This is a genomic window from Vibrio sp. S12_S33 (assembly GCF_963889785.1).
Lineage (GTDB): Bacteria > Pseudomonadota > Gammaproteobacteria > Enterobacterales > Vibrionaceae > Vibrio > Vibrio aestuarianus.
In genome coordinates, this window is the sequence record NZ_CAWPQZ010000007.1 from 25,852 (window position 1) to 39,277 (window position 13,426).

Sequence of the window (13,426 nt, forward strand, 5' to 3'; positions counted from 1 at the left end):
TTTTATTATTGTGGCATTTCTCGTTGCTAGAGCGATACCCTTCCGACTTGAAGTTGCAGCGGTGTTGGCTACGTTCGCTCACCCCAATCACATAGTTCATCTATGCTGATGGGGATGAACTCACTTGCCGCCTACTTACAACTTCAAGTGGTTTGGATATATAGCAGAGAAATATTGTCATAAAAAAGGTCAGCATATGCTGACCTTTTTATTTTTAAACGACTAATTATTTTTTGCGTACGTGAGGTGCGGCTTTATCAAGTACACCATTCACAAACTTATGGCTATCTTCAGCAGCAAATACTTTAGCTAACTCAATCGCTTCATTGATGACCACTTTATAAGGAACATCTTCACGACGAGTCATTTCATACATGGCTAAACGAAGTAACGCCAATTCCATCATGTCCAAATCCTGCATAGGACGAGACACGAAAGGACGCAATTTGCTATCTAGCTCTGTGTGGCTTAGCACTACACCCGTGAGTAGATCACGGAAATATGCAACGTCGGTTTCTGGAGCCGTTAAAGCTGGCTCTGCAGCATGATGCTCTTCTTCATCATACTTACCACCCGAGAGGAATTGCTCTTCAACAGTGGCTACATTTTCTTTTGTAATTTGCCAAGAATAAATTGCTTGTAGCGCAAATTGACGTGCATTACGACGTGCGGCTGGTTTCACACTGGCCCCCATTAGGATTCGATTTCAGAAAGAACGTTAATCATCTCAAGCGCGCTTAGTGCAGCCTCTGCACCTTTGTTACCAGCCTTGGTTCCTGCGCGTTCAATGGCTTGATCGATAGTATCAACAGTTAGGACACCGAATGCGACTGGAAGGCTGTATTCCAATGACACTTGTGCCAAACCTTTATTACATTCACTGCATACATAGTCAAAGTGTGGTGTACCACCACGGATAACAGTACCGAGAGATACGATTGCATCGTATTTACCTGTTTTTGCAACACGTTGAGCAACAAGAGGTAATTCTACAGCACCAGGGCAGCGAACAACGGTAATGTTGTCTTCGCTAACTTGTCCGTGACGCTTTAAAGTATCGATTGCACCAGAAAGAAGACTTTCGTTAATAAAACTGTTGAAACGAGAAATAACGATAGCAATTTTTGCATTTGGCGCTGGGAAGCCACCCTCGATCACTTTCATAAGCTTTCCTTTAACTATATTCACAAGTGAGAATCGCCGGATTCTAGCACAAATTTGTGAGCAATATCTAATGGAAATTCGGCTTAGCGTTCAAACCAAACACCAAACTCTAAAAATAACAAAGGAAGCCTTTCGCTTCCTTTGACTGATAGAACTTTGCACTATCACATTCAATTTAGAAAAAGTGCGCTAGATTCAGAAAATTATTCACAGACGTATTCGATAACGTTAAGTCCAAAACCACCCAGAGCATGATACTTTTTATTCGCCGAAGATAGCAGACGCATTTCACTTACACCTAAATCGGCCAACATCTGTGAACCGACACCGACACGGCGTGATGTGCCCTGTTTTTTCGCTAACGTTGGTGCTTCACCCTTGTCTTGTTGCTCGAACATTTTAACACGATGAATCAATAAATCGGTTGACTCTTCATTGCCCAAAATAACCAACACACCACCTTCACTACCAATGCGTTGCATTGCCTTGTCTAACGTCCAACTACGCTCTGCATTACGATCACTGCGTAGTAAATCGGTAAACGTATCTTGTAAATGCACACGCACTAATGGTGCTTGTTGTGCTAACGTCTCTTTTTTCAATGCATAATGAATTTGGTTATCAATGATGTCACGGTAGGTAAAGAGCTCAAACTCACCATATTCAGTTGGTAGTTTGCATTGCGCGACACGTTCAATGGTAGTTTCGGTGTTATTACGATATTCGATTAAATCCGCAATAGTGCCCAACTTTACGCCATGCTGCTGTGCAAAAACTTCCAGATCAGGACGACGCGCCATTGAGCCATCTTCGTTAAGAATTTCCACGATCACTGAAGCGGGTTCTAACCCAGCAAGACTCGCTAAGTCACACCCGGCTTCAGTATGTCCCGCACGAGTTAATACCCCACCTTCTTGTGCCGCTAGCGGGAAAATATGCCCCGGCTGCACTAAATCAGACGCTTTGGCATCTTTCGCGACTGCAGCCTGTACTGTCACAGCACGATCAGCCGCAGAGATCCCTGTCGTTACCCCTTCAGCGGCCTCAATAGAGACGGTGAAATTGGTTGTGTACTGGGCGTTATTATCTTGCACCATTGGTGGCAAGCCCAAACGCTGGCAACGTTCTTTAGTCATGGTTAAACAGATCAAACCGCGACCATATTTAGCCATAAAGTTAATTGCTTCAGGGGTAACATGTTCAGCGGCCATGATCAGATCGCCTTCATTTTCACGATCTTCGTCATCCATCAAGATGACCATTTTACCTAGACGAATATCTTCAATAATTTCTTGTGGCGTACTAATTGACATAATCTCTTCCTATGACTGGATTACTTTCCGCTGCCTACCCATATCAGGGCAGTAATGATATTGCCGCTTAGGCAAAACCATTTTGCTGTAAAAATTCCATGGTAATTTTAGATTCTGGTGCATCTTCACCACGCTGAACTTGAAGTAAACGCTCCATATAACGCGCAAGAACATCCACCTCTAAATTCACTTTACGTCCAACGTGAAAATCATTGATAGTGGTTTCTTCTGATGTGTGGGGAACAATGGTCAGTTTGAAGGCGTTTTTCCTTAACTCATTAACGGTCAAACTGATGCCATCAACGGTGACTGACCCTTTTTCCGCCACGTATTTATTCAGTTCATTCGGCATCGCCACCCATAATTCAATGGCTCGACCAACGCTGTTACGCTCAATAATTTCACCAACACCATCGACGTGTCCTGAAACAATATGACCACCAAAACGTGTCGTAGGAAGCATCGCTTTTTCTAAGTTAAGCTTGTCACCAACTTGGTAAGCAGTGAAACCTGTCTTATTGAGAGTTTCAAAAGATAAATCCGCGCTGTAATGGTGAGAGCCAAAATCAACCACCGTCAAACACACACCATTGGTAGCAATACTGTCACCCAGCTTTACATCAGCCATATCAAGGTTACCAACGTTAACCGTAACACTGATATCTTCACCTTTTGGTGTTATGGCAGCGAGCGTGCCCACTGCTTCTACTATTCCTGTAAACATCTTATTTATCTTTTAGTTTCGGTACAGCTGTGATCCGAATATCCGGCCCAACTTGTCGTACATCTTTAATTGTTAACTCTAAGGCCTCGGCCATAGAGGATAACCCTAATGCGCCAAATAAACCTCGGCCATCGCTGCCCATTATTTTAGGGGCTAGATAGAGAATAATTTCATCCACCAGATCGGCTTGCAGTAATGACTTAGCAAGCGTTGCTCCGGCTTCAACCCACAAATGATTAATATTGTGTTGCTGAGCGAGATATTCAAAGGTTCGCGTCAAATCAAATTGATCATTTTGATTGAGTAACGTTCGATGATCTGCAGTTAGCGAGATGATTTCACTTGGATCATGGAAAAGGTTGAGTGATATATTCAGTTGTTTTTGACGATCTAAAATAACGCGGATCGGTTGACGAAGTTCAGCTTGAGAATAACTATCTTGAATCAATTCTGGTAACTCATTCCAACGAACCGTTAATGAAGCATTATCTTCGATAACAGTTTTACTGGTTGATAAAATGGCCCCACTTTTAGCACGAAAATGCTGCACATCACGCCGAGCCGCTACCGAGGTAATCCACTGACTTTGCCCATTACTAAGTGCGGTTTGGCCATCTAAGCTTGCGGCCATTTTCAACTGTACAAACGGTATACCCGTTTGCATGCGTTTGATGAATGCCGGATTAAGTGCGATAGCATCCGCTTCTAACAACCCAACTTCGACCTCAATCCCTGCATCTCGCAGCATTTGAATTCCACGCCCAGCTACTTGCGGGTTAGGGTCTTGCATTGCACAAATCACTTTAGCAACTTTGGCTTTGATCAATCCCTCGGCACAAGGTGGTGTTCGGCCATAATGCGAACATGGTTCGAGAGTTACGTATGCCGTAGCACCCTCAGTACGGCCACCAGCCATGCGCAAAGCGTGAACTTCAGCATGTGCTTCTCCAGCTCGATAGTGGAAGCCTTGACCAACAATTTCATCACCTTGGGTTATCACACATCCAACGTTGGGATTAGGAGCAGTAGTAAACTGGCCACCTTTCGCGAGTGCAATCGCTTGCGCCATCATTTGATAATCAAACGGAGTATACATGGCGGTTAGTCTTCCAACTTCGCAATTTCTTCGCCAAATTCACGAATGTCTTCAAAGCTGCGATATACAGAAGCAAAACGGATATAAGCGACTTTATCGAGTTCTTTTAGCTGATCCATCACTAAGTTACCAATCATTTCACTTGGTACTTCCCGTTCTCCGGTCGCACGTAGCTGAGACTTAATCATGCTGATTGAAAGCTCAATAGCATCAGCACTAACAGGACGTTTTTCGAGTGCGCGCTGGATACCGCCGACCATTTTATCTTCATTAAATGGTTCACGATTACCGTTCGACTTAATGACTTTCGGCATCAATAATTCAGCTGATTCAAACGTAGTAAAACGCTCATTACACGCTAGACATTGGCGACGACGACGTACTTGATGGCCATCTGCCACCAGGCGCGAATCAATGACTTTGGTGTCGTTCTCTGAACAAAAAGGACAATGCATATCACCTCCATAGCAATGTGCATTAGTGTAACGGAATTGGTGGCGAAGTTGAAAGCAAAAGGGGCCGCGTAGCCCCTTTTCAACCAATGTTTAGTAGGTTTTGTTAACTGCGACACCGAGGTCATTTATTGACGAGATAAGTAGTTCGCTTTTCCAACCCATTTATAACTGGTGAGCTCTTCTAACCCCATGGGTCCACGAGCATGCAGCTTCTGTGTTGATACTGCCACTTCAGCGCCGAGTCCAAACTGCGCCCCATCGGTAAATCGAGTCGAAGCATTAACGTAGACTGCCGCAGAACCAGCCGCATTAATGAAGAGTTCGGCATTAAACAAATCGTTAGTCATTATCGCGTCAGAATGGCTCGCATTATGATCACGCATATGAGTGATAGCTTGCTGAACATCACTCACCACCTTCACGCCCAAGGTATAACTTAGCCATTCGGTATCGAAATCACCATCAACAGCCTCTCGCAATTGCTTAGTATCGCCCATCAAGGCTTTAGCTTTTGGCTCTGCAACAAATTCAACTTTGCCGCTTAAGCGCTGCACCAGCTTGGCCAAAAATTCACTCGCAATCGATTGGTGCACGAGCAATGTATCTAACGCGTTACACGCAGAAGGGCGTTGTACTTTAGCGTTTTCAATCACATCCACCGATTTGTCTAAATCAGCCGACTGGTCGACAAAAATATGACTGATACCAAACCCACCAATAATTACCGGTATTGTGCTATTTTCTTTGCACATTTTATGCAAGCCAGCCCCACCACGAGGAATGATCATATCGACATAGTCATCCAACTTCAGTAGCTGTGAAACAAGCTCGCGATCTGGCTTTTCAATGTATTGCACGGAAGCGGCAGGAAGCTTTGCTTTCTCAAGCGCAAGCTGAATAACTTTGACCAACTCCATGTTGGAGAAAAAGGTCTCTTTACCACCACGCAAAATACTGGCGTTCCCTGTTTTTAAACATAAAGCCGCAATATCAATGGTTACATTAGGGCGCGCTTCGTAAATAACCCCAACCACACCGAGCGGTACGCGGCGACGCGATAATGACATACCATTTTCTAGTACTTTACTGTCAATTTCACTACCGACAGGATCATTAAGGCCGATCACATTACGCACATCGCTAGCAATCGCCTTAAGACGAGATTCATTGAGTAACAGTCGATCAAGCAGCGCATCGCTTAAACCAGCGTCACGACCAAGCTCAATATCCTTCGCATTTGCAGCAAGAATGGTTTCAAGATTAGCTTCTAGCTCATCAGCTATGATGGCGAGCGCAGCATTTTTTTGTGCCGTTGATGCTGTCGCAAGGTGAAAAGCCGCCCCTTTGGCCGCTTTTCCCATGTTGATTAAGTCCACGAGTCTCTCCCTCAATTATTCTTGGATCACGACCAAATCGTCGCGATGGATGACTTCAGAACCGTAATCGTGGCCCAAAATCAAACCGATATCTTTACTGTGTTTGCCGGTTATTTTCGCTAGATCTTTACTTGAATAAGCAGCGATCCCTTTGGCAACCAACATACCGCGACGATCAGTGACACGCGCTACTTCTCCACGTGCAAATTTGCCTCGTACCTCAAGCACACCCTTGGCGAGCAAACTGCTACCTTTACCTACGACAGCATTCACAGCACCATCATCTATCACAATGTCACCCGAAGCAGCAGGGCCGGCTAGGATCCAACGTTTACGGTTTTCTAACGCTTCAATACACGGTAAAAAACGTGTGCCTTGCGGCTTATCACTTAATGAGTCAAAAATCACGTTATGGGCACGACCAGCCGCGATGATCACTTCAATACCAGCACGGCGTGCAATATCTGCCGCTTGCAGTTTGGTTGCCATACCACCAGTACCTAATGTAGTGCCACTGCCACCAGCAATTTTGCGTAAAGTATCATCAATGGTTTTAACTTCTTTAATTAGTTCTGCGTTTGGATCTTTACGTGGATCAGCTGTAAAAAGACCTTTTTGATCAGTCAGCAACAACAGCTTGTCCGCACCACACAAAATACCAACCAATGCCGATAAATTGTCGTTATCGCCAACTTTGATTTCACTTGTAGCCACGGCATCGTTTTCATTCACCACAGGGATGATGTTATTATCGATTAAGGCATTGACGGTGTCACGAGCGTTAAGAAAGCGTTCACGGTCTTCAAGATCAGCGCGAGTAAGAAGCATCTGCCCTATTTTGATACCGTAGATAGCAAAAAGTGACTCCCAAGCTTGAATCAACTGGCTTTGCCCTACCGCAGCAAGCAGTTGTTTACTTGCCATTGCGTTGGGCAGTGCGGGGTAACCAAGGTGCTCTCGACCTGCGGCAATCGCACCAGATGATACAATCACCACAGAGTGGCCTTGTTTTTTCAGTTCGGCACATTGGCGTACAAGCTCAACCATATGAGCTTTGTCTAACGCTAAAGTACCACCGGTTAGAACACTGGTCCCTAGCTTCACAACGACGGTTTGAAGTTGCATTGCTTTTCCGCTTTGTTGATTCGTTGTCATGATTTCTTCTGAAATGGAAAACACATAAGAAAGGATGTTTTAACAATCAAAGCGAAAATTCACAAGCAGAAAAGGTGCTAAAAAGCACCTTTTTACTCACTAGAATGGCAAGAGAAAGGAAATCAGGCGAATTCAGCAGAATCTTCAGTAATCTCAACCGTCAATTCAAATCGTTCATACAAGGCCGAAACCAATTTTGCATGAAAATCTTCTTGAGTACGTTTTACTTCTGATTGTACTGATTTGGGAATCGTATCGGCATCCCACGTTCCAGCCAAGTTATAGCGTCCTGCATGATACTTAGCGTCAAACCCAGATTCTGTTTTGGTAAGCTCCAACCACCATCCCCAAAATTCTCTTTTCTCTGGGGATTTTTTATCGTTAACACAGGCAGAAAGACAATCAAACAAGTAGTGCTCCTCTCGGCACTGCCCTTCACGTAGATAAGGACCGATAGCCTTTAATGCGGCCAACAAACGATAATGAGTCGGGGCTTGGGTCATCTCTGACATATGACTCTCCATTTCAATGTTAAGAATGATCATTATTTTTGATTGTTCATATGCTCGTTAAGGCATACTTATATCATGCTTAACTAAATTAGAGGAAAAGTCACCTAAATAGCTCATCTTCTAACCACTTTATCGCTAAATCGAGGGATTGCTCATATCCTTGTGAAATTGTTTTGCTTTTTATCTGCTTAGCTTTGCCATATTCACTAAACAACGCAACAAGCTGGTTATCAGAGTAAGGTGAAATTGGATCGCCCTCTAAGCCCAACGCAAGAATAGGTACTTTAGTGCGACGACTCGATAAGAACCCTTGGATTTTCAATGACCAAGCCATCATTTGCCTAGAGAGACTATCAATATCAACGGCCTCCTTACCTAAACGTGAAGCCAAAACATCTAGATACATCTTAGGCATTTGCTTTAACTTGGTTGGAGAGGTGAAAATATCATGCACAGGAGCTCCTAACGAGACACATGCTTTGATCTTATCCTGTTCTAAAAAAGACAGTCTTATCATTGAATTACCACCAAATCGAAAACCAACAAGTCCGACTTTTTGATGGTCAACCCAAGGTAGACGCGATAACTCATGCAACACCGCTTGGTGTAAGCATGAAGAATCTTCAGTTAATGGCCAATGAGAACTGTGACCAACAGAAGGCATATCGATGGTGATCATCGCAATATCGCGTGGAGCTAAATAATCACGGAATAAACGCCACATATCCGTTTGCAAACTGTCTAAGCCAGCACTCACCATGATAACGGGATGAGGTCTATCGGTATTAGGTAAATGAAGGTTAACGATGATCTTTTTGTTTTTGTACGGTACTTCTATTTGCTTAATAACGTAACTCGTCAGTTTTGACGCTTCACTATAAGCGCTGTTAGCTAGCACTTGAGCCTGCAAGGACAAGTTATCATTTTTTAGATGAGGGTAACCGGCAATACTAAAACACAAAGACGCAGAAAAAAGTTCATTTGCCGCCTCCTCACTTTGCTTGTTATTCGCCCTTTTTTGATGTCGCATACCAAGCTTTGTCCACTCATAAGACCAATTGCCCCCGTGGTATCCCATCACCGTATCCAACCACTCGTCATGTGTTCTTGAGTGCTTCGATGAAGCGATTTTTGCCAGTATTTCTTCTTGCTCTACCGGATCGATACCCTGCCAAATCCACTGCAGACGCCTTAAGTTACGATACCAAGCATACCCTTCCTGCTGTTTTTTATTGTCCAAGACTTCTTGGCTGCTTGGCATATAGCGAATGAGTGCCGAGGTTTCTTTCGCTTGTTTATGCTTTTGGAATAAGGTTTCAGAGAGATTTTTGCTTTTAGGTTCAGACATAAGCCGATTCTGTTGAGAGCGATAAGGTTATAGTAATCAAAAAAAAGGCCCTATAAAGGGCCTTTTTCAAATAAACACAAAAAGATTTATTTTTGTTTACGATTGATAGGTTCAGCGTACTGAATCGTCATATCCCAAGGCTGTTCGATCCAAGTGTCTTGAGCAATATCGACAACATAGTCATCCAATAAATCAACACCTGAAGGTTTAGCACAAACCGCAATTAATTTAGCCTTAGGGTACATTTCACGTAATTTACGAGCTGTATCACCACTGTCAACTAAGTCTTCAACAATCAAGAAACCTTCACCATCACCTTCTGGTGCTTTAATGACGGTCATATCACGCTGATGATCATGATCATAACTAGAGATACAAATGGTATCAACGTGACGAATTCCCAATTCACGAGCCAAGATTGCACCAGGTACTAAACCCCCACGACTGACAGCCCAAATACCTTTCCATTGTTCTGCTGGCATTTGTTTTTCTGCTAATTGACGGCAGTAAGTCTGCATGTTGTCCCAAGTGATAATGAATTTATTGCTCATTGTTATAAACCTAATTGTTATAAATCTAATAATTTAAATAATCTGCCTGCCATTACGCAGAGGCGATGTATTTGAAGATAAAGATAGCAGCCATAACCCACACACTCATCGATACACTGCGTCCTTTGCCACTAAACAGCTTAATGGCTGCATAGGCGATAAAACCAAGTGAAATACCTTCTGCAATAGAGAATGTCAAAGGCATCAGTAAACAAGTGACAACGACTGGAGCCGCTTCAGTCAGATCGCGCCAATCAATACTCACTAGGCCAGAAAGCATCAAAATGGCCACATAAAACAATGCACCTGACGTTGCATACGCTGGGATCATTCCAGCTAATGGTGAGAAGAATAATGCAAGTAAGAATAAAATGCCAACGACCACGGCGGTTAAACCTGTACGACCACCCGCAGAAACACCAGCGACACTTTCAATGTAAGAAGTGGTGTTAGACGTTCCCAATAGCGCACCAATAGAAGTTGCGGTTGAATCGGCAAGCAGTGCCTTATTCAAGCGAGGAATTTTGCCATCTTTACCAATTAAATCTGCTTTTTGTGCCACCCCAACCAAGGTACCAGCAGTATCAAATAAATCGACAAACAAAAAAGCAAAAACCACTGAAATCATACCAACGTCAAAAATGGCTGAGAAATCAAGCTGTAAAAATGTTGGAGCAATACTTGGTGGTGTCGACATAACACCATGCCATTGCACATCACCAAATATTAAACCAAGGCCAGTTACCGCCAGAATAGCGATCATAACGGCACCTTTAAGACCACGGTGCACCAAAGCAATAGTTAAGAAGAAGCCAATGGCACCTAACACCGCAGGTAATGAAGTAATCGCACCAACAGACACCAATGTTGCCGGGTTATCGACCACAATTCCTGCATTTTTCAATGCAATAAAAGCAAGGAAAAGGCCAATACCCGCTGAGATGCCTGTCCGCAATGACATAGGAATAGATTCGATAATCCATTCACGAATTTTAAATATGCTGAGAAATATAAACAGGATCCCAGAAACAAACACCGCCGCCAAAGCAACTTGCCATGTATAGCCCATACCAAGCACAACCGCATAAGTGAAGAATGCGTTTAACCCCATCCCTGGAGCTTGGGCGATTGGGTAGTTTGCAACAAAGCCCATAATAAAACAGCCAATAGCTGCCGCTAAACAAGTAGCAACAAATACGGCACCGCGATCCATACCTGTATCCGCTAAGATCGCAGGGTTAACAAAAATAATGTATGCCATCGTAAGGAAGGTGGTAATCCCTGCGATAACCTCAGTGCGCACGTTGGTGCCATTTTCACTGAGTTTGAATAGCCTTTCGAGCATGATCGAGTCCTATAATGGTAAAAAGTAAACGGTTGCGTAATCGATTGGCTGTGGATTATAGAGACATCAGATCACAAATTCCAGACGCAATTTGTTTTGATATGAAGGAAATTTGGCTGTCAATATGAGTTAAATCCCATAAAAACAAGGGATTTCGATTGCAAATTCATCAATTTATTAGGATGGTTAGCGCAGTGATTTGAAGTAATAAAGCCAAATTACAGATAAAAAAAACGCCACCTCATTGAGGTGGCGGCGAATCATCTAAGTCAAATTGACTGTCAAAAAATTCCAATATATAGGGGGTGAACATAACGTTCAGATAACATGCTTTGAGTCTTAGTAACCAAAGCTTGTTGGGTATGCAAAGTTACTTGTGTAAACAGATTTGTTTAGCCAGAACATTGCAGATGGTAAACCTTTCATAACTATCACCTTATTAAATCAATTGAGTATTACTTGATTTCTCGGTTCCCTGGAGGCGATAAAACGGACTCATCCTTTGAGCATTTTTTCTTCGCTTTCGAAGTTGGTTACAAATATACCACCAAGAAATTAAATTACAACTACTTTGGTGACTTAAATCACACATTTTTCTTTTATTGATCTATTTCATTCGCTTTTGGTAATTTAATTACATTAATATCAATTTAATTATAAGTAGAAGTAGTCATTAATAAGAGCCTAAACACCTATGTGTAATCTCCTTTGTACACTATGTACGATCCAACAATGATTTCACTCAAATAATTCCTCTCAAAGCAGGCTACTAGCCTATTGCCTGGAGTGGTATGCTGTGAATAACAAAAGTCACGCTATGATCAATCAATCTCTATCCAGAGAATCATCTTGTTCACCTTGATCTGGCAAACTCAAATAAAAGGAGCCTTCCGTGTCTGAGTTTTATTCTGAAATCAGTAAGTTATCATCCACACCTATCTGGCAATTTTTCGATAAAATCTGTGCTATTGCGCATCCCTCGAAGCATGAAGAAGCACTTGCCCAATACATTATCCAGTGGGCAACAGAGCAAGGCTTAGAAGTTCGCCGCGATCCAACTGGTAACGTTTTTATTAAAAAACCAGCCACTCCCGGAATGGAACATAAAAAAGGTGTCGTGTTACAAGCACATATCGATATGGTGCCGCAGAAAAACGAAGATACGCAACATGACTTCGCTAAAGATCCGATTCAGCCTTACATCGACGGTGAGTGGGTAACAGCTAAAGGTACAACCTTAGGTGCTGACAACGGCATTGGTATGGCTGCTTGTTTATCCGTTTTGGCTTCTAATGGGATCAAACACGGTCCTATTGAAGTACTGCTGACAATCGATGAAGAAGCGGGGATGACTGGTGCTTTCGGTCTAGAAGCAGGTTGGCTAGAAGGCGACATTCTTCTGAACACTGACTCAGAGCAAGAAGGCGAAGTATACATGGGCTGCGCAGGCGGCATTGATGGCGCAATGACATTTAGTATTGAACGTGATGCCACGCCAAGTAACTATGTCACTCGTCAATTGACATTGAAAGGCTTAAAAGGCGGCCACTCAGGTTGCGACATCCATACTGGTCGCGGTAATGCTAATAAACTGCTTGCTCGTTTTTTAGCTGGCCACGCACAACAACTTGAACTACGCCTAGTTGAGTTTCGTGGTGGTAGCTTGCGTAACGCGATTCCTCGTGAAGCTTTTGTTACTGTTGCCTTACCTAAAGAAAATGAAGCAAGGCTGGATCAACTATTTAGCTTCTACACAGACCTTCTTAAAGAAGAACTTGGACGTGTTGAAACCAGTATCGTTTCCTTCAATGAAGTGCAAGATGATGCTAAAACTGTATTTACTATCGAAGACCAACAACGTTTTATTGCTGCGTTAAATGCATGTCCAAATGGCGTGATCCGTATGAGCGATGAAATTGAAGGTGTGGTTGAAACGTCACTGAACGTTGGCGTGATTACTACGGCAGAAAATAGCGTAACTGTCCTGTGTTTGATCCGTTCTTTGATTGACTCTGGTCGCAGCCAAGTTGAAGGTATGCTGACCTCTGTCGCTGAACTTGCTGGTGCTCAGATTGAATTTTCTGGCGCCTATCCTGGCTGGAAGCCTGATGCAGATTCTGAAATCATGGCTATTTTCCGTGATATGTATGAAGGTATCTACGGTCATAGACCAAATATCATGGTTATCCACGCAGGACTTGAATGTGGCCTGTTCAAAAAACCTTATCCTGAAATGGATATGGTTTCATTTGGCCCTACAATCAAATTCCCTCACTCCCCAGATGAAAAGGTAAAAATCGACACTGTGGATCTTTTCTGGGATCAGATGGTTGCTCTACTGGAAGCCATCCCAACCAAAGCATAATTAATGACTTTACCGGGCTATC

Annotated in this window: 13 protein-coding genes; 1 reads left to right on the forward strand and 12 read right to left on the reverse strand. The window is 43.2% G+C overall.

What is annotated here, in order from left to right; all coding sequences use genetic code 11:
* Positions 1-226 precede the first annotated feature (226 nt).
* The 12 genes from nusB to AACW06_RS05195 all read right to left on the reverse strand — a co-directional run bounded on the left by nusB (position 227) and on the right by AACW06_RS05195 (position 11,039).
* Positions 227-694 carry a transcription antitermination factor NusB gene (gene nusB / locus AACW06_RS05140; protein WP_053310912.1) on the reverse strand — a complete coding sequence of 156 codons (468 nt, stop codon included), beginning with the start codon at positions 692-694 and terminating at the stop codon, positions 227-229.
* Positions 694-1,164, reverse strand: coding sequence for a 6,7-dimethyl-8-ribityllumazine synthase (gene ribH, locus AACW06_RS05145; RefSeq protein WP_192074277.1), 471 nt, complete (start codon positions 1,162-1,164; stop codon positions 694-696). Before ribH ends, nusB begins: the two co-directional genes overlap by 1 nt.
* A gap of 203 nt (positions 1,165-1,367) precedes the next feature.
* Complete coding sequence (gene ribBA / locus AACW06_RS05150; protein WP_192074278.1) at positions 1,368-2,477, reverse strand: bifunctional 3,4-dihydroxy-2-butanone-4-phosphate synthase/GTP cyclohydrolase II; 1,110 nt, start codon at positions 2,475-2,477, stop codon at positions 1,368-1,370.
* A 67-nt stretch (positions 2,478-2,544) separates the two neighbouring features.
* Positions 2,545-3,201 carry a riboflavin synthase gene (locus AACW06_RS05155; protein ID WP_192074279.1) on the reverse strand — a complete coding sequence of 219 codons (657 nt, stop codon included), beginning with the start codon at positions 3,199-3,201 and terminating at the stop codon, positions 2,545-2,547.
* A 1-nt stretch (position 3,202) separates the two neighbouring features.
* Complete coding sequence (gene ribD, locus AACW06_RS05160) at positions 3,203-4,297, reverse strand: bifunctional diaminohydroxyphosphoribosylaminopyrimidine deaminase/5-amino-6-(5-phosphoribosylamino)uracil reductase RibD (protein ID WP_192074280.1); 1,095 nt, start codon at positions 4,295-4,297, stop codon at positions 3,203-3,205.
* Between the two features lie 5 nt (positions 4,298-4,302).
* Positions 4,303-4,752 carry a transcriptional regulator NrdR gene (gene nrdR, locus AACW06_RS05165; protein WP_053310908.1) on the reverse strand — a complete coding sequence of 150 codons (450 nt, stop codon included), beginning with the start codon at positions 4,750-4,752 and terminating at the stop codon, positions 4,303-4,305.
* Positions 4,753-4,877: 125 nt separating this feature from the next.
* Positions 4,878-6,128, reverse strand: coding sequence for a glutamate-5-semialdehyde dehydrogenase (locus AACW06_RS05170; protein ID WP_192074281.1), 1,251 nt, complete (start codon positions 6,126-6,128; stop codon positions 4,878-4,880).
* A gap of 15 nt (positions 6,129-6,143) precedes the next feature.
* Complete coding sequence (gene proB, locus AACW06_RS05175) at positions 6,144-7,283, reverse strand: glutamate 5-kinase (protein ID WP_192074282.1); 1,140 nt, start codon at positions 7,281-7,283, stop codon at positions 6,144-6,146.
* A gap of 122 nt (positions 7,284-7,405) precedes the next feature.
* Positions 7,406-7,795 carry a sigma factor-binding protein Crl gene (gene crl / locus AACW06_RS05180; RefSeq protein ID WP_192074283.1) on the reverse strand — a complete coding sequence of 130 codons (390 nt, stop codon included), beginning with the start codon at positions 7,793-7,795 and terminating at the stop codon, positions 7,406-7,408.
* Between the two features lie 100 nt (positions 7,796-7,895).
* Positions 7,896-9,143: an esterase FrsA gene (gene frsA / locus AACW06_RS05185; RefSeq protein WP_192074284.1), complete on the reverse strand. Its 1,248-nt coding sequence runs from the start codon at positions 9,141-9,143 to the stop codon at positions 7,896-7,898.
* 86 nt (positions 9,144-9,229) lie between these two features.
* On the reverse strand, positions 9,230-9,694 hold the full coding sequence (gene tet(34) / locus AACW06_RS05190) for an oxytetracycline resistance phosphoribosyltransferase domain-containing protein Tet(34) (RefSeq protein WP_192074285.1): 465 nt from the start codon (positions 9,692-9,694) through the stop codon (positions 9,230-9,232).
* 52 nt (positions 9,695-9,746) lie between these two features.
* Positions 9,747-11,039, reverse strand: a complete 1,293-nt coding sequence (locus AACW06_RS05195) for an NCS2 family permease (RefSeq protein ID WP_192074286.1) — start codon at positions 11,037-11,039, stop codon at positions 9,747-9,749.
* Between the two features lie 892 nt (positions 11,040-11,931).
* On the opposite strand from AACW06_RS05195, the gene AACW06_RS05200 reads away from it, so the two are divergent.
* Complete coding sequence (locus AACW06_RS05200) at positions 11,932-13,404, forward strand: beta-Ala-His dipeptidase (RefSeq protein ID WP_192074287.1); 1,473 nt, start codon at positions 11,932-11,934, stop codon at positions 13,402-13,404.
* Positions 13,405-13,426 lie beyond the last annotated feature (22 nt).

Coding starts and splice junctions, on each gene's coding strand:
- nusB (WP_053310912.1), bottom strand. CDS start 694: ATGGGGGCCAGTGTGAAACCAGCCGCACGTCGTAATGCACGTCAATTT.
- ribH (WP_192074277.1), bottom strand. CDS start 1,164: ATGAAAGTGATCGAGGGTGGCTTCCCAGCGCCAAATGCAAAAATTGCT.
- ribBA (WP_192074278.1), bottom strand. CDS start 2,477: ATGTCAATTAGTACGCCACAAGAAATTATTGAAGATATTCGTCTAGGT.
- AACW06_RS05155 (WP_192074279.1), bottom strand. CDS start 3,201: ATGTTTACAGGAATAGTAGAAGCAGTGGGCACGCTCGCTGCCATAACA.
- ribD (WP_192074280.1), bottom strand. CDS start 4,297: ATGTATACTCCGTTTGATTATCAAATGATGGCGCAAGCGATTGCACTC.
- nrdR (WP_053310908.1), bottom strand. CDS start 4,752: ATGCATTGTCCTTTTTGTTCAGAGAACGACACCAAAGTCATTGATTCG.
- proB (WP_192074282.1), bottom strand. CDS start 7,283: ATGACAACGAATCAACAAAGCGGAAAAGCAATGCAACTTCAAACCGTC.
- crl (WP_192074283.1), bottom strand. CDS start 7,795: ATGTCAGAGATGACCCAAGCCCCGACTCATTATCGTTTGTTGGCCGCA.
- frsA (WP_192074284.1), bottom strand. CDS start 9,143: ATGTCTGAACCTAAAAGCAAAAATCTCTCTGAAACCTTATTCCAAAAG.
- AACW06_RS05195 (WP_192074286.1), bottom strand. CDS start 11,039: ATGCTCGAAAGGCTATTCAAACTCAGTGAAAATGGCACCAACGTGCGC.